This is a genomic window from Corallococcus sp. AB045, from assembly GCF_003668895.1.
In the GTDB taxonomy this organism is placed as follows: Bacteria; Myxococcota; Myxococcia; order Myxococcales; family Myxococcaceae; genus Corallococcus; species Corallococcus coralloides.
This window is the reverse complement of the sequence record NZ_RAWN01000006.1, coordinates 40,584-56,530: the sequence shown is the minus strand read 5'-3', so window position 1 is coordinate 56,530 and position 15,947 is coordinate 40,584. Positions and strand designations below refer to the sequence as shown.

Genomic DNA, 15,947 nt, shown 5'->3' with positions numbered 1-15,947 from the left:
CCCCTGCCGTGGTACCCAGCCGGCAGCCACTTGACGCTCCGATGGCGGTCCGACGTTTCGTCGCGACCGTAGGGTGTCCTCGGGTGGCATTCGCCGGCTGGCGCCTCCCGGGTCATGACCCCGTTGTTTCTGGAGGCCCCATGTCCACGTCCGAACTGCCCGTCCTCGAGTTCATCCTCACGAACTACAAGAACTTCAACGCCCGCGCGACGCGCGACGCGCTCCTGTCCTACTGGGAGCATGTGTCGAGCGGCGGCCGGATGTTCTGGAGCGTCGCGGGCGCGATGTCGTCCGCGCAGCTCGGCATCACGCTCGCGCCTGCCATCCGCTCGGGCCTGATTCACGGCTTGTCGGTGACGGGCGCCAACCTGGAGGAGTCGCTCTTCCGGCTCGTCGCGCACACGGCGTACAAGGACTTCCCCGAGTACCGCTACTTCACCAAGCAGGACGACACGCGCATCCTCGAGCAGCGGATGCGCCGGGTCACCGACACGAGCATCCCCGAGGACGAGGCGTTCCGCGCGGTGGAGAAGATCGTCGTCCCCATGTGGAAGAACGCCTCCGCGAAGGGCGAGCGCCGCTTCTGGCACGAGTACTTCTACGAGCTCATCCAGGTCCTGGAGCCCTCGGCGTACGAGGGCGACCCGGAGGCCTGCTGGCTGATGGAGGCGGCGAAGCGCAAGCTGCCCATCGTCGTCCCGGGCTACGAGGACTCGACGTTCGGGAACATCTTCGCGTCCTACGTGAAGACGGGCGACTGCAACGCGAGCATCGCGAAGTCCGGCATCGAATACATGGCCGACTTCTACGACCGCTACGAGGAGCTGTCCGCGGGCAAGGGCGTGGGCTTCTTCCAGATTGGTGGCGGCATCGCCGGTGACTTCCCCATCTGCGTCGTGCCGTCGACGAAGTACGACATGCAGAAGCCCGTGAAGCCGTGGGCCTACTTCTGCCAGATCAGCGACTCGACGACGTCCTACGGCTCGTACTCGGGCGCGACGCCCAACGAGAAGATCACCTGGGACAAGCTGACGGAGACGACGCCGATGTTCGTCATCGAGTCGGACGCCACCATCGTCGTCCCGCTGATGCTCCGCGCGCTGCTGGAGTGCCAGGGCAAGCCGGAGGCGGCGAACGCGCTCATCTCCAAGCACCGGCGCTAGTCACGCGCGAACCGCGGCAGGGCCCGGAACGCGGCGGCGGATGTCGCCGTGGAGCGTTCGGGCCCTGCCCGGGTTTCGTCAGAGGCCTTGCTCAGAAGCGGACGAGGAAGGCGTCATTGCCGCCAGCGCTGGTGTTGCCGCCGAGGCTCCCTGCCGTCTGTCCGGCGACGTAGGCGTTACCGGAGGCGTCCACGGCCACTCCGCGGGCGATGTCCTGGCGCGAGGTGCCCAGGAGCCGGCTGCCCAGCTTCGTGCCGAGCGCGTCGTAGCGGGTGAGGAAGGCATCGGAGCCACCAGCGGACGCGATGCCATCGAGCCCGGAGGTGTAGCCGACGACCTGCACGACGTTGCCCGAGGTGACGGCGACGCCGAACGCGTAGTCGGGCTGCCCGCCTCCGAGCATGCGGCTCCAGTCGCGGTTGCCGGCGCTGTCGTAGCGGGCGAGCAGCACGTCGATGGTGCCGTTGTTGGTGTTGCCGTCCAGGCTGCCGAACGTCTCGCCAGCGATGTAGACGCCGCCGTCGGGGCCCACGGCGACGCTCTTGGCGTCATCCAGGTCGCCCGCGTCGATCTGCCGGACCCACTGCTGGACGCCCAGGATGTTGAGCTTGAGCAGGAAGATGTCGCTGTTCACCGCCGGAGTGGTGCCGTCGAGGCTGCCGTAGGTGTTCCCGACGATGTAGACCTCGTGCGTGGGCGTGACGGCGATGCCGCGCGCCATGTCGCTCGCGGAGCTGCCGTACTGCTGGAGCCAGTACGGGTTGCCCGCCGTGTCATAGAGCCCGGCGATGATGTCGTAGTGGTTGGGGTTGCCGCCGTTGGCGAAGCTCCCGCCGGTATAGCCGGTGAAGTAAAGGGTGTCGTCCGCGCCGACGGCGATGCCGGTGGCGAAGTCATCCATCTGCGTGCCGTTCTGGCGCAACCACAGGCGGTTGCCGGCGGCGTCGTACTTGGCGATGAAGACGTCGAAGCCGCCCGCATTGGTATAGAAGTCGAAGCCACCGTAGGTGGTGCCAGCGATGTACGCATTGCCGTCCGCGTCGGTGGCCACGGCGGTGGCGCGGTCCGCCCCGGGGGTGCCGAGCTGGCGGACCCACTGGAGGTTGCCGGCGGTGTCGTACCGGGCAATGAACGCATCCTGACCGCCGGCCTTCGGGTCGGCGCCGAGCTGGCTCGTCGTCTGACCCACCACGTAGACGCTCGCGCCCGACACGGCCACGGCGTTGGCCTGCTCATCCAGGTTGGCGCCGAGCTGGGCCACCCAGGAGGGGGACGGAACCTGGGCCGCGGCGACGGAGGGGATGCCCGCGGCGCCGACAACGCCCGCGAACCCGAACATGCTCAAGAGAAGGTGTTTCATCACGAACTCCATTTCTCAGTGGGGGGAACAGCACCGCGCATCATGGGGGGAGAAGTCTGACGTCACGGCACCCTTGCAAGACCACGAGAAACGGGCGCGCGGAAGATGGGTAGAGAAAGACACGCATGCGACCGTGTCTGACTTGAGCTGAAGGTGAGTCGTCGACGCGTCAGGTCATCTCGCGACGCTGACGTACCCAGGCCTCGAAGCTCATGGGCGAAAGCCCGTAGGAGCGCGCGATTTCGGGCCGAGCCAGCAGCGGGGCGACGTTCATGTACGTCATGCCTTGAGCCACGCCGGGATGCAGGCCAGCCGCGACGGCCTCTTCAATCGTGGAGGACCAGGCGACGTACTCCTTGCCGTCGACGCGTGAGAGGACCTCAGCGACTTGAGGAAGCGTGAGCACGTCACCCGCGAGCTCCAGCGTCACTCCATGGAACTTCGCGGGATCGTTGAACGCCGCCGCGGCCGCCTTGCCGATGTCCTCGGGCGCGATCAGCCCGATGGGTTTGTCGGCCCGAACCACCGTGAGCAGCCGGCGCCCGTCGACGAAGCCGGCGGGATCCAACATCGGGTGGTCCATGAAGGTGGCGGGCAGGATGACGGTCCAGTGCTTGAAGCCCGCGGTGCGGACGAGGTCGCACGTGGCCAGCTTGTTCTCCCAGTACTCCTCCTGGAATTTCCAGCGCCCCTCCGCCCAGCCCTCGACGTCGCGGTGGGCGCCGACGCCGGATGTCGCGGTGTGCACGAACGTCTCGACGCGCTCGGAGAGCGCGGCCTCGACGAGGTTCCTCCCTTGCTGACGCTCCTTGCTGAAGTCGATGCCGGTCGCGGAGACGATGGGGGACTGCATCGAGAAGACCGCCCGCGTCCCGGCGCAGGCGGCGCGCAACGACGCTGGATCGTCCAGGTCCCCGACGACCACCTCCGCGCCCGCCGCCGCGAGGGCCCTGGCGTTCGCCGCCTCCGGATTGCGCACCAGGACGCGCACCTTTGTGCGGCCCTCGGCCAGCAATGCCCGGGCGGTGGCGCCACCCTGGCGTCCTGTGGCGGCGGTGACGAGCACGGCTTCGCTGCGACTCATCGGCGGCTCCTTTACAAGTGGGGGACCCCACCGTTTATTGTCGTGGTTAAATACGGAGGGGGACCCCGTTTGTCAAAGAGAAGGGTCTCGTGAAGAGGAGTGCGCCGTGGAGCAGGTGAAGCGGTTGCGCGCGGATGGGCGACGCAACCGGGAGCGGATTGTCGAAGTCGCCGCGGAGCTGGTCGCCAGGGAGGGCGCGCAGGTGTCGCTCGAGGAGATCGCACGGCGGGCGGGGGTAGGTTCGGCGACCCTGCACCGGCACTTCCCGTCGCGGCAGGCGCTGCTGGAGGTGGTCTTCCGCGATGGCGTCGCGCAGCTCTGTGCGCGGGCCGCCGCGAAACCGGGCAAGGCGCCCGCCGCCGAGCTGGCGGACTGGCTGGAGGAGGTGACGGTCTACACCGCGACCCACCGCGGGCTCGCCGCCGCACTGCTGGCCGGCCCGGAGGGCCTTTCCGCCGAAGACATCTGCTGCACGGACATGCTGCTCAAGGTGCTGCAGGTTCTGGTGGAGCGGGCGTCATCCGTGGGGGCGCTTCACGCGGGCGCCACGCCGGAGGACCTGATGATGCTGGCGAACGCGATCGCCGTCGCGAACGAAAACGATCCGCTCACCGCGCGCCGGGTGCTGCGCCTTGCGCTCACCGGCATCCGGCGCTGAGGGCATCCCCAAGGCCGCTTTAGACCTTGCGTGATGAAGATGTTCTTCGGTCTTCCGCGATGGCGAGCGGGTCCGTTTCCGCCGCGAGGAGCATGGCTCCTCCGACGTCGAGGGAGAGCGCGTCCTGGGGGAGCAGGCGAACCCAGGCCCCCAGCGCGAAGCCCAGAAGGCGGCGCTGGAGGCCTTCGTGGGCCTGTCGTTCACGGCGCTCCAGAAGGCCGTGATGGAGCGCTTCGACTACGGACCGGATTGGGGGCAGGTCGCGGGCTCGAGGTAGAAGGCCTCCCACGCGCCCGTGTCGGCGGGATTGCAGATGCCTCCGTTGCCGCCATTGCCGCTCTGGATGGGAGCGCCGAGGGTGTTCTCCTTCCAGTTGCGCGCGGTGCCTGTCGTCGCTTCGAAGCCATAACGATTGCGGCCGCCGAAGACGCCACAAGCGTGGCGGGTGAACGACTCCGCCGTGCCGAGCGAGGCATTCACGGTGAGCTGATCCGCGACCACCGCCACGTACGCGCCGCTCGCTCCCTTGAGCTTGTATTTCGCGCCGCTGGTGACGAGCTCGAAGACCTCACCACCGGTCTGCGTCGTGCCGAGCGCGGCCACCTTGCCAGCGCCGTCGACGGTGAGCCACTGGTCGGAGCGCTCGCTCTGGATGCGGAAGCAGCCCGCGCTGCCGCTGGCCTCGGTATGGCAGGTCGCATCGCAGCCATCGCCCGGCTGGGTGTTGCCATCGTCGCATTGCTCGCCGCTCTCGACCGTGCCGTTGCCGCACACGGGGCCGGTGCTGCCGCCCGGGCAGGCCACCGGTTCGAGGTAGAAGGCCTCCCAGGCGCCGCCATCGGCCGGATTGCAGGCGCCACCATTGCCGCCGTCACCACTCTGGATGGGCTCGCCCGGCGCGGTCTCCTTCCAATGGGGCGCGCTCCCCACGGAGGCCCGGAAGCCGACGCGGGTGCGCCCGCCGTAGCCGCAGGCCAGCTGGGTGAATGACTCTCCGCTGGTGAAGTTGGCGCCCATCGTGAGCTGGTTCGCCACCACCGTCAGGAACGCGTCGCCCGAGCCCTTGAGCTTGTACTGGGTGCCGTTCGGCACGAGCTGGAAGACCTGCCCGCCAGCTTGAGTCGTGCTGCCGGCGATGACCTTGCCCGCGGTGTTGACGGTGAGCCACTTGTCGCTGCGCTCGCTTTGAATCTGATAGCAGCTCCCGCCCGAGGTCTCGACGAACAGGGCGGTGTAGGTGGCCGCGCTGCCAGGCGTGATGAAGGTGTGGGATTGCGCGCCGCCGTCCGACCACGACGAGAACGCCCAGAACTTGCCGTTCGCATACTGCGGCGACTCAGCGCCCACGGAGCGGACGACTCCGACCACGCCCGTCGTCTCGTGCGGCGCCGCGACCGGCCGCCCGTCCATCAGGACCTGCAGTCCGCTCGGCACGCTGGTCACCGTGAGCGGGACCGTGACGGGGTGGACGTCGCGATACGTCGTGTGGGTGAGGCCAATCGAGTCGCGCACCGTGAGCCGCAGGCGATACCAGACATTGGCCGAGCTCTCGCCGATGCTCGGGATGGGCCAGCTGCCGCTCGCGATGCCGGTGGCATCGGCCATGGCCGGGTGCGTGTGGGTGTCGTGATGGAAGGTGATGTTCCAGGTCATCGCGCTCGGAGGCAGCGCGCCATCCTCCAGGTCGCTGGCCGAGCCGGAGAACGTCAGGTTGGTGGAGGCGATGTAGGTCGCGCCCGTGGCCGGCGTCACGATCGTGGCCACCGGCGGCTTGTTGGACGTCACCGTCAGCACGGCCTCGGTGCTGGTGGTCGACCCAAGCCCGTTGGTCACGACCACGCGGAAGCGCGCGCCGCTGTCGGAGAGCTGCGCGGCGGTCAGCTCGTAGCCCGGCGAGGTCGCGCCCGCGATGTCCACGCCGTTGCGCTGCCACCGGTAGGTGAGAGGCGGCTCTCCGCTCGCCGACACCGTGAAGGCCGCCGGATAGCCGACCGATACCAACGTGCTCGCCGGTTGCTGCGCGATGCTCGGCGGCAGCGAGGCCGTGTAGGCGATGCGGCCCACCTGGCCCGCGCCACGCGACAGGTAGTAGAGCGCGCCATCGGGCCCGACATCGAGGTCCACGGGCCCCGCGGCGGCCGTCGCGAACAGCGAATGCGCACCGGTGTTCGGGTCGATGCGTGAGATCCAATTGTTGGTGTAGTCCGCGAAGAAGTACTGACCGACATAGGCGCTGGGAAAGGCCGTGACGGGCGGATTGTAGAATGCACCGCCCGCGATGCAGTTGCCGGCGGCCGTGCCAGAGCCATGCGGGTACGCGTAGAACGGCTGCGTGAGCTCCGGGCGGTTCGTGAAATAGCCTTCCGTCATCGGCCAGCCGTAGTTGGCACCGGCCTGGCCGCGGTTGATCTCCTCCCAGCCGCCTTCGCCCACGTCGTTGATGAACAGGATTCCCGTGCCGGGCTGAACGTCGAAGGTGAAGGGGTTGCGCAGCCCCATCGCCCAGGTCGCCTTGGCGAGCCCGGTGGCGGTCGCATAGAACGGATTGTCGGTGGGGATGCTGCCGTCCGGGTTGAAGCGCAGCAGCTTGCCGAGCGGCGTGTTCAGGCTCTGTGAATTGGAGGAGACCGCGTTCTCTCCGACCGAGACATAGAGCTTGCCGTCGAGTCCGAAGCGGACCGCGCCGCCGTTGTGGTTGGCGGCGTCGAGCGTCGGAAAGTCGGCGAGCACCAGCTCACTTCCGGGAACCACCACATTGCCATTGGCGGTGAAGCGGCTGACCCGGTTGTGGATGCTGCCGGCGACCGACGTGTAATAGACATACAGATAGTGGTTGCTGTCGAAGTTGGGATCGAACGCGACGCCCATCAGCCCGCGCTCGTTGTCGTTGTCCACGGCGAGCGTCATGAACGGAGTCGCCAGGAGCTGGCCGTTCACGACGACACGCAGGGCGCCATTCTTCTCCGAGATGAACAGGCGCCCGTCGGGCGCGAAGGTCATGGTGGTGGGGCCCTGGAGGCCACCGACGAAGACCGAGTCGGCGAAGTTGGCGTCTTGAACGACCGCGCCCGCTCGCGCGACCGCCAGCTCCGGGGGGGACTGCGTCGAGCAGCCCACGAGGAGGGAGAAGACCGCGCACACGACGAAGAGCGGTAGGGGAGACTCCGCTCGGACACTCGTTCCTGGCATCGCTGCTGCTCCTGGTCGAACGTGGGGGGGTATTCCCGCTTTTACACTGAAAGCCTGTTCGACTGGAGCCGATTCAGCCATTCGGCAATGGATTCCCCCGACCATCGTAATAAGTGCAGCGAATCTCGTGGCACGCCTCAGGGGGGAGGCTTACATGGACGGAATTTCTCGTTTCTCATCGGGTCTGAAGGGTGTCTGGACGTCTTCGGTCTCGGACACGGCCGCGCAGTCAGCGACGTCTCAGGACTCCACCGCTGAGCGCACGCTCCGAGAGCTGTTCTCCCTCAGCAGCTTCGAGCCGCGGTCCCGTCCCTCGACGGCCGCGCCCTTCAGGGCCCTGTCCCAGACCACGCCTCCTCCGGACGTGTCCAACCCGTCCGTCAGCGATTGGCAGGCCTGGTGCGAGCAGTTCAAAGGCAATGCCGAAGCCGAGCTCAACCGCAAGCGCGGCACCACCCTGCCGGACGTCGCGGCCGACCAGACCATGCATGGCTCCCGCTCGCCCATGTATGCCGCGGGCCGCTCCACCGTGCCCGGCAACGAGAACGTCCCCGCCTTCTTCCAGGACTTCCCCGCCACCGGCGAGCGGCAGATGCAGCTCTACACCTTCTGCCGCCCGCCTCCGGGACAGGCCCTGGACCCCACGGACCGCAACCAGTGGGTGTCCTTCGAGGTGCACGGCGACATCTGCAAGGCCTACTCGGACAACACCTTCACCCACGGCCGACAGGGCACCAACTCGCTCCTGGGTTACCCCAACTCCGGCCTCGAGGACGGCGTGAAGGCCCGGCCGCCCTTCCTCGATGACCCGATGGTGAAGGCGTTCCGTGACGCCCGGGTCGCCGCCGGCAAGCCCGACATGGTGCCCTTCCAGGAGTTCCAGAACGGCTACCTCGTCGACCTCGGAGGCAAGGTGCAGGCCTTCTCCAAGGATGGAAAGCCCCTGGGCACCGCGTGGCCCGGCGGGGACATGACCACGACGGCGACGCAGGGCCCAGGGGACGTCCAGAAGCCTACGGGCCCCTACGGCACCACGGGCCCGTTGATCGGGGACACCTCCTTCGGCAACGCGACAGTGCAGATGGGCACCTCCGCGAGCCACGGCGGCGCTGTCACCAGCCTCTTCTACGGCGGCACGGAGTACATCAACAACTACGACCATGGCCGGCAGATGCAGGTGGCCTTCTCCCTGGACGGCTACGGCGAAGCCCTGATGCCCACCGAGGCGGGGAGCAACCGGAACGGTACGAACCCCACGTCCACGACGCAGGTGGTGGGCTACGGCGCGCAGCCCGGCCGCATGACCAGCACCGTGCACCCCGCCTACTGGCTGGAGCCGGGAGAGGATGCAGGCAAGTACAACAGCGTTCCCAAAGCCATCAACACGACCCTGGTTTCCGAGGACACCATCACCAAGGACATCACCGTCGGCGTGGGCGGTCACGACAACGTCATCCAATACGACAGCCACATCCACCTCGCCGCCCCCCACGACACCATCTACGTCGAGGCTCCCACCACCTACGTCAACGGCGAGTTCGAGAAGCACTACCGCTTCGACCCGGCGACGGGTGAGTCGCGCTTGTACCCCCGGGTGCACTCGGAGAAACCGAGGCCCCCGGAGGAGGGCGGCTTCGTGGACGAGGCGGGCAACGTGCCGCTCATCGTCGCCACGGAGGGGGGCGAGCATGCCATGGCCATCTGGTCGCCGGACGAGAAGCGCTCAGACCTCCAGTACCGCCTGCACCAGTTCGACCTCAACGACCCCGAGCAGAACTGCTCCAAGCTCAGCGTCACCTTCGGCATGTCGGAGAACGTGCCCGCTGACATCAAGACGCAGAGCTACGTCATCGTCGGCACCCTGGAGGAGGTGAAGGCCCGGCTCGCGGAGCTGTACAATCAGAACCCCACCGGCGTGGAGCGCAGGTGGCCAGAGGACGTTCGCTGACGTCGTGAGGAGGTCGTCCATGCATCGCGGTTCCTGCTTGTGCGGCGCGGTCCGCTTCACCGTGGAGGGCGTGCTGCCCGCCCCGGACGCCTGCCACTGCGGCAAGTGTCGCAAGCACTCGGGCCACTACTTCGTCTCGACCGACGTGCCGCGCTCAGCCGTCACCATCGAGGGCGCGGACAAGGTCGGCTGGTTCCAGTCGTCCGAGAAGGCGCGTCGCGGGTTCTGCTCCGTCTGCGGCTCGTCGCTGTTCTGGGACCCGCTCCAACGCGATTGGATTGGAATCGCGATGGGTGCCTTCGACACGCCGACCCACACCCGCATCGCGGTCCACATCTACATGGCCGACAAGGGCGACTACTACGAGGTCGCGGATGGAGTGCGGCAGTTCGATACAATCCCTCCGAGGGCCTAGCGATTCGATGTGCTCGTGATGGCGGCCACCGCCGCGAGCGTCGTTTCAACGAGTTGGGAGGCCCGGGTCACTGCTCATGGCGGACCGCATTGGATTCGACGGGCAGAGAGCATCGACGGGTTGGAGGGTTTCGTGGACGAAGCACTCCAAGCTACGGAAGGGCACTGCCCAAACGAGCAATGGAGTGTCGCCGCGGAGTGGGCCGGCTTCAATCGAGGGCAGTTACGCCGACCCTAGATGTGTCGCCAAGGCGTGAGGTGTTGGACCTGCGTCACCCGGTGAAGACACCCCAGCAGATGTCGTTCCGCGCCCGCTGGTCCTCTTCATCGGGACGTCGTTCTCCGTTGGCGTGACGGACCGGGTGAGCAACATCGCGCTCCTGCGCGAGGCGGAGGTCTTGAGCATCGACCCCTCGGGCACCTCGCGGGTGCCCGGCATCGAAGTCATCCCGGAGCGCGCGGAGGAACTGCTCCCCCGGTGGATACAAGCCCTGACGGAATCACCGTGAGTGGAGCGCCACCGCGCTGTTGTGGTGGATGCAGGGAGCCGTGCGGCCGAAACGAGGGTCTGGACATCGCGCGTGCGCTCGCAGCGCTGTCCAAGGCTCCATTGCTTGTGCTCGCGACCGCGTTCAATGCAACGCGTTGAGCAGGGTCTGCACAGGCTTCAAAGGCGCTCGAGCGCACGCTGCGTCACCCGGTGGAGACGCAGCGGACCTTCTCATGCCATCCCCGTACGATCAGGAGGGCATAGGGCCAGCCCCGGCTCTTGGGATTGCCAGGGGTCTTCACCCGCCGGTAGGAGACGATCAGCTCCGGACCATTCTGCTCGGGCTCCTTTATCAAGTTGACGGAGTCGATGAGGAGGACGGTGCCATCTTCCTCGCTGGTGGGTGACACGCAGAGCACCCAGCTGGCGAACTTGAAGTTGTTCCGGGTCTGAGTGACATCACCGAGCAGCCGGAGGTAGGGACCGGCCAGTGCCCCTTCGGCTGGGAGCTCATCCCGGGCATAGGCACTGTCGGCGCTGATCTGTTCGAAGCCCTGTGCCCGGTAATCGGTTTTGAATCTGGCACGAATATCTGGCTCCGTTGCACTCGCGCTCGCTCCCAACAACAGACAGACAAGCCCCATCCCGCACTGCAATCGCGTCATGTGTGTCTCCCGGCTGAGAGGCGTAGCAACGTGTGTGCCACGAGTCGACACTCTCGGAGCCCGGCTGGGAGGCCATGGCGTGTGACACTTTGCCCCGGGACCACGCTTCTGGTGGGACGGAGTGTCCATGCCCGTGTGCCATCGAGACGGGGTATGCTGATTTCATGAAATACCTACAGCGTGCTCTGGCTGTGGCCGAGGAGCGGGGCTATTTCAACGCCCCCGAGTTGCTGCGGTTACAAGAAGAGGTGCCGGAATGGCTCCGCGCCTTGGCCCATGAAGACGGCCTGGCGAAGCTCGAAGCGCGGCTCGGACTTCCCGTGCCGGGTGCGCTTCGTGAGTATTACGCCTGTCCCCAGCTGGCGTGCTTCCTGGAAGCGAGCATGGATGGAGAGGTGTTCTTGAAGGACCCCTATGTTGCCGACGGGGAACCTCCACAGGTGGTGAATTGGTGGGGGCGTCCTCACCTGGCCATCGCATTCCATGGGCATAGCGGGATGATCTGCGCGGTCCGCCTGGGTGAGGAGGACCCCCTCGTATTCTGGGGCTTTGAAGATGAGCCCTACGAAGACAAGCGCGGGCCTCCGCTCTCTTTCTCGGAGTGGGTGTTCCGGCACGTCGACAATCACAAGGCCAGGCTGGACCCCTAGCAGCGATACTACGAAGCGCAGTTTCAGCCTGAGCCACGGGACCCTCGCAACCAAGGGATGGCCCGATGGATCCTCGGCATCCCTGGCCTGGGGGCGAGGCTGAAGCTGCGCTGATGGTAGCGCTGCCTCCTTGGGTCCGAGTCTGTCGTGTGCCTGAGCACCTGGTTCGCGGCGTTCGGACGGTTTTCGTACGCGCCGTAGCGGTGGTGACACGACCCGCTCTAAGAGTGATTCGGCTCATCGCTCCCAGTGGGCGGGGCCGGGCGTCCTCGCCCGCGCGCCTTGCCCAACGCCTTTTTCGCCAGCATCAGGCAGCCGATCCCCATGCCGGCCTGCACGAGGAGGGAGCCGCTGCCGCCGCCGAACACGAGCCGCTCGAGCACGCGCAGCGAAGCGAGGGTTCCCAGTGCTCCGAGCAGCGTGACCATCAGGTACCAAAAGAACGCCATCCACCCACGATAGTGCGACACATGAGGGCAGGGCCAGAAGGGGCGCTCGGCCGTCAACGGGGCGAGGTCGGTATGTCCACGCACGTCAATCGTTCCAGTGGGTGATGCGACGACTTGGACTGATGCTGGGACTCCTGGGGTGCGTAGGCTGCGCGACCGCCACGCGAGGTATCTTCACCCGGTACAACCCGGAGACGGGCAAGTACGAGGCGCCCACGCACGAGCTCGTCTATCAAGTGCCCATCGAGGACGCGATGATGACGGCCCGGTATGTCCTGGAGAAGAACCGCCATTCCGTGATGGAGAAGGAGGGGGGACTGGAGATGTTCACCTCCTTCATCCCGGACGTCATTCCCCCTGAGCGCTACTACATCCAGGGAGAGCGGCTTGGGCCCCGGCAGGCACTCGTTCGTGTCTTTCGCCTCAGGTACACACAGGAGGGGGTCTACGCTACGGAGGAACCCGGTAAGCCCAGCGCGCAGGTCCCCCAACTGGAGGCCTTCAGCAATGTTCCCGGGCTGGAGGGTTACCGGCCAGCGCATGGCTACCGCGACATGGCCATCGAGCAGAAGCTCCTGGAGCTGCTGGAGATGGCTCCCGCGCTGGAGCTGGTGGGCGGCAATCCCCCCGTTCCCCTGGACTCGGTGGTGATGGGGAGCCCGGGCGAGAAGGCTGTGACCCCGGCCACTTCCGCCGCTCCCGCGTGTGGTGTGCCCGTGGAGGACGCCTCGTCCCTGTTCTCCGCGGGAGGCGTCCTGCTCCTGGCGGACCCCCTGGGCACGCAGGAGGTGCCGTCCGCGGCGCTGCGGATGGTGTGCGAGGCCACGGCCCGGGAGCTGCCTGTGACGCTGGCGCTGTCCATTCCCGCCGCGGAGCAGCCGCTCCTCGAGCGCTACCTGTCCAGCGACGGTGATTCCGCGGCCGTTCAGCAGCTCCTTTCCGAGAGCGCTTTCTGGCGACGGGTCTACCAGGACGGACGCAGCAGCCGCGCCATGCTGTGGCTCGTCGAGCAGGCCCGCCGCTTGCGTGTCTCCGGGAAGGATGTCGCCGTGGTCGCCATCGACGCCGACAAGGCCCACGGCAATGAGCGCGAGGCGCAGATGGCCCAGCACCTGCTGAACGCCCTGTCGAAGCGCCCCCAGGCCTGGACGCTGGTGCTCACGGGCAGCGTCCACGCGCGCACCCAGGAGGTGAGCTGGGATGGCGACTTCAAGCCCATGGGCGCTCGCGTGGCCAATGCCCTGCCCTCGGTGCGTGTCCTGGACGTGGGCTTCCAGCGCGGCACCCAGTTCGCCTGCCGCTACAACGTCTGGATTGCGGGGGTGGAGTGCAACGTCTTCGGTATCAGCCCGGCGCTCGAGGCATGGCAGTCTTCCAAGCAGGCCGCGGGCCTGAAGCTCTTCACGTCCCAGCAGCCTGACGGATTCCACGGCCGGCTCTACCTGGGCTCGCTGACCGCGTCACCTCCCGCGCTCATGGCGCCGCGCGAGGTCAGCACCGTCAACCCCGCGCCCGCGAGTCCTCGATGAGACTTCCGGAACGGCTGATAGGCCTCAGCGCGGATGACCAGGGGGCGTTCGCGCGAAGGAACGCAGAGCAGGCTCCGCTCGAGGAACTCCTGGACGCGCTCGACCTCCAGCCGCTAGGCGAATGGGCGCTGCTCCACATCGTCCACGAGCTGGTCCAGCGCGGGATGGAGATACTCGCGCCGATAGAGGCGAGGCTGCTTGCTCGTCCGACACGCAAAGCGGCCTACGGGCTCTGCGAGGCGCTGATAGAGCTCTTCCAGGAAACGCCCGAGGCGCAGACCGAAATCATCCGCGTGCTCATCAGGGCAGGGGAGGAGGCCGTGCGGGCCGGGGCCAGTACGTCCGAGGCCACGACCTTGATCGTCCACCTCGCCGATTGTGCCCGGTTGACGGGGCGGGCACTCCCGGAAGCACGACCGCTGGGTGGACACCCAGCAGTGTCCAGACCACTCCCTCTCGATCACGTTCCGGGTGGTCACCTTTGAAGAGGAAGTGCTCACCCAGGTGGAGGAACAGGAGTGGAATGCCGTGCCACCCTCCGCACGACTGGAGCCGGAACGTGTCCGGCACTTCCTCGATGCGCTCGTCGAGGTGGTGAGCGAGGATTCGAGGCGGCTCGATTCTTTTTGGATTGCCGAGCAGGACTCCCTATGTCGTTCCGGTGCGAGGCAGCGTGAGAGCTTCGCGCGAATCCTGAGGGCACATGTGGCCCGCGACTTCGGTTCTGATGGAGGAGGCTGACGCGTGCACGAGTACGATTTGATCGCGGACTGGTATGCAGCCCACCGCGCAGGCCCCAGGGGCGTCCCGGAAGTGACGGCGCTCGCGGCCTCACTTCCAGCCGGTGCCTCGGTGCTGGACGCCGGCTGCGGCACGGGACTGCCGCTGACGCGGGTACTGCTGGAGCACGGCTGCCACGTGATGGGCGTGGACAGCTCCCGCGAGTTGCTGGCGCGATTTCAAGCGAACTTCCCCCACGTGCCGGTGAGGTGCGCGCCCATCCAGTCGTGTGAGCTTCAGGAGCGGGCGTTCGATGCCGCGCTCGCGTGGGGCGTCTTGTTCCACCTGCGCCACGAAGAGCAGGAACAGGCGATCGCCAATATCGCGAGGGCATTGAAACCTGGCGCCGCGTTCCTCTTCACCTCGGGCGACGCCCACGGCTCCATCGACGGCGCGCCGATGAATGGCGTGCCGTTCCGCTATCACTCGTACAGCGTCGACGGGTATCGCGACCTGCTGCGTGCGCACGGGCTCACGCTGGAAGCAACGCACACGGACCCAGGTGGGAACCTCTACTTCCTGTCGCGGAAGACGGGATAGGGCGGCTGAACGCCATCCGCGACACACCGGCCCAGGCGTTTGCATTGCACGTCCTGGTGGAGGAAGGCAGACAGCGCCCCGCACTTGTTGTCGGCGCTGCGACCTCCGGCGCGGCCCCGCTCATGCGTTAGCGGTCGCGCGCAGCGCCGCGAGGAATTGTTGCACGACCGGCGAGCCCGCTTGGCCGTCGTACACGAATTCGACGTCGAAGCGGCCGTCGAGCTCGTCAATCGCGACCAGCCGCACCGTGCGCGGGCACGTAGGTGAAGTGCTTTCCGGCACGAACGCGTAGCCCATTCCGGCTGCGACGAGCCCGATGAGCGTCGGGATGTCGCTGCCGACCTGCGCGATGCGAGGCGTGAAGCCGGCCCGCCGGCACTGCTCGATCAAGAACCGGTGATGCGCGGCGGACCGGAGCGGGTCGAACCAGACGAACGGCGCGCCTGCGAGTTCGGCGAGTTGACGGGGCGCGCGGAAGCGCTGGCCCGGCGTGGACAGCATCGCGAGCACGAACCGGTCGCGCAGCAGCCGCATGCCTGACAGATGCGGCGCCTCGTCCTGCCGCCACGCCATGATTCCGCCATCGAGCTCTCCGCGTGCGATCGCAGTCGCCTGCTCGGCCGACAGCATTGGCACGATAGACAGCATCACGTCCGGGCAGGCGTTCCGGAAGGCCTTGAGAACGTTCGACACCACAGGCAACGGGAAATAGTTCGGCAGCACGCCAAGACGCAGCTCGCCAGTTTGGCCGGCCGCGCTGCGGAGCGCGCGTTCGCGGCTGCCCTGCAGCTCGGCGAGCATGCGCGTGGCGTCCTGCAGGAAGCTCGCGCCGGCCGCGGTGAGCGCGATGCCGGTCGAGCGGCGGATCAACAGCGGGGTGCCGATCGCTTCCTCAAGCTCGCGGATCTGCCGGGAAAGCGCGGGTTGTACAATCCCGATTGCGCGGGCGCCGGCCATCATGCTGCCGGCCTCGGCGACCGCCACGAAGTAGCGTAGATGGCGCAATTCGACCTGTCGCATGCAGTGCC

At 67.1% G+C, this 15,947-nt stretch carries 15 protein-coding genes; 9 read left to right on the top strand and 6 right to left on the bottom strand.

Annotation, left to right across the window (positions count from 1 at the left end):
• Nucleotides 1-140 precede the first annotated feature (140 nt).
• Nucleotides 141-1,163: a deoxyhypusine synthase family protein gene (locus D7Y21_RS02585; protein ID WP_121711010.1), complete on the top strand. Its 1,023-nt coding sequence runs from the start codon at nt 141-143 to the stop codon at nt 1,161-1,163.
• A gap of 91 nt (nt 1,164-1,254) precedes the next feature.
• Here D7Y21_RS02585 and D7Y21_RS02580 read toward each other — a convergent pair whose 3' ends face one another.
• Nucleotides 1,255-2,523 (bottom strand): SBBP repeat-containing protein, encoded by a 1,269-nt coding sequence (locus tag D7Y21_RS02580; RefSeq protein ID WP_233611937.1) that lies wholly within the window; start codon nt 2,521-2,523, stop codon nt 1,255-1,257.
• Nucleotides 2,524-2,692: 169 nt separating this feature from the next.
• Nucleotides 2,693-3,607: an NmrA family NAD(P)-binding protein gene (locus D7Y21_RS02575; protein ID WP_121711008.1), complete on the bottom strand. Its 915-nt coding sequence runs from the start codon at nt 3,605-3,607 to the stop codon at nt 2,693-2,695.
• A 106-nt stretch (nt 3,608-3,713) separates the two neighbouring features.
• Here D7Y21_RS02575 and D7Y21_RS02570 point away from each other — a divergent pair, with 106 nt between their 5' ends.
• Nucleotides 3,714-4,265: a TetR/AcrR family transcriptional regulator gene (locus D7Y21_RS02570; RefSeq protein ID WP_120565056.1), complete on the top strand. Its 552-nt coding sequence runs from the start codon at nt 3,714-3,716 to the stop codon at nt 4,263-4,265.
• 237 nt (nt 4,266-4,502) lie between these two features.
• On the opposite strand, the gene D7Y21_RS02565 is transcribed toward D7Y21_RS02570, so the two are convergent.
• Nucleotides 4,503-7,454: a PQQ-dependent sugar dehydrogenase gene (locus D7Y21_RS02565; RefSeq protein WP_121711006.1), complete on the bottom strand. Its 2,952-nt coding sequence runs from the start codon at nt 7,452-7,454 to the stop codon at nt 4,503-4,505.
• Nucleotides 7,455-7,608: 154 nt separating this feature from the next.
• Here D7Y21_RS02565 and D7Y21_RS02560 point away from each other — a divergent pair, with 154 nt between their 5' ends.
• The 3 genes from D7Y21_RS02560 to D7Y21_RS41655 all read left to right on the top strand — a co-directional run bounded on the left by D7Y21_RS02560 (nt 7,609) and on the right by D7Y21_RS41655 (nt 10,325).
• Entirely contained in the window at nt 7,609-9,402 is a 1,794-nt protein-coding gene (locus D7Y21_RS02560) for a hypothetical protein (RefSeq protein WP_121711004.1), read from the top strand.
• Nucleotides 9,403-9,421: 19 nt separating this feature from the next.
• The gene (locus D7Y21_RS02555) at nt 9,422-9,817 is read left to right on the top strand and encodes a GFA family protein (RefSeq protein WP_121711002.1); all 396 of its coding nucleotides are present in this window, start codon (nt 9,422-9,424) and stop codon (nt 9,815-9,817) included.
• A gap of 361 nt (nt 9,818-10,178) precedes the next feature.
• Nucleotides 10,179-10,325 carry a hypothetical protein gene (locus tag D7Y21_RS41655; RefSeq protein ID WP_158619333.1) on the top strand — a complete coding sequence of 49 codons (147 nt, stop codon included), beginning with the start codon at nt 10,179-10,181 and terminating at the stop codon, nt 10,323-10,325.
• A 184-nt stretch (nt 10,326-10,509) separates the two neighbouring features.
• Here the strand turns inward: D7Y21_RS41655 and D7Y21_RS02550 are convergent, their stop codons facing one another.
• Complete coding sequence (locus tag D7Y21_RS02550) at nt 10,510-10,971, bottom strand: hypothetical protein (protein WP_121711000.1); 462 nt, start codon at nt 10,969-10,971, stop codon at nt 10,510-10,512.
• Between the two features lie 164 nt (nt 10,972-11,135).
• Between D7Y21_RS02550 and D7Y21_RS02545 the strand changes: the two genes are divergently transcribed.
• On the top strand, nt 11,136-11,621 hold the full coding sequence (locus D7Y21_RS02545; protein WP_147469163.1) for a hypothetical protein: 486 nt from the start codon (nt 11,136-11,138) through the stop codon (nt 11,619-11,621).
• 221 nt (nt 11,622-11,842) lie between these two features.
• On the opposite strand, the gene D7Y21_RS02540 is transcribed toward D7Y21_RS02545, so the two are convergent.
• On the bottom strand, nt 11,843-12,049 hold the full coding sequence (locus D7Y21_RS02540) for a hypothetical protein (protein ID WP_147443276.1): 207 nt from the start codon (nt 12,047-12,049) through the stop codon (nt 11,843-11,845).
• Nucleotides 12,050-12,174: 125 nt separating this feature from the next.
• Between D7Y21_RS02540 and D7Y21_RS02535 the strand changes: the two genes are divergently transcribed.
• From D7Y21_RS02535 to D7Y21_RS02520, 3 genes are all read left to right on the top strand, one after another.
• The gene (locus D7Y21_RS02535) at nt 12,175-13,599 is read left to right on the top strand and encodes a hypothetical protein (RefSeq protein ID WP_121711056.1); all 1,425 of its coding nucleotides are present in this window, start codon (nt 12,175-12,177) and stop codon (nt 13,597-13,599) included.
• On the top strand, nt 13,596-14,084 hold the full coding sequence (locus tag D7Y21_RS02530) for a hypothetical protein (RefSeq protein WP_121710996.1): 489 nt from the start codon (nt 13,596-13,598) through the stop codon (nt 14,082-14,084). The genes D7Y21_RS02535 and D7Y21_RS02530 overlap by 4 nt, the downstream gene beginning before the upstream one ends.
• Before the next feature lie 259 nt (nt 14,085-14,343).
• Nucleotides 14,344-14,919, top strand: coding sequence for a class I SAM-dependent methyltransferase (locus D7Y21_RS02520; protein WP_120565048.1), 576 nt, complete (start codon nt 14,344-14,346; stop codon nt 14,917-14,919).
• 120 nt (nt 14,920-15,039) lie between these two features.
• Here the strand turns inward: D7Y21_RS02520 and D7Y21_RS02515 are convergent, their stop codons facing one another.
• Nucleotides 15,040-15,939: a LysR family transcriptional regulator gene (locus D7Y21_RS02515; protein ID WP_120565263.1), complete on the bottom strand. Its 900-nt coding sequence runs from the start codon at nt 15,937-15,939 to the stop codon at nt 15,040-15,042.
• Nucleotides 15,940-15,947 lie beyond the last annotated feature (8 nt).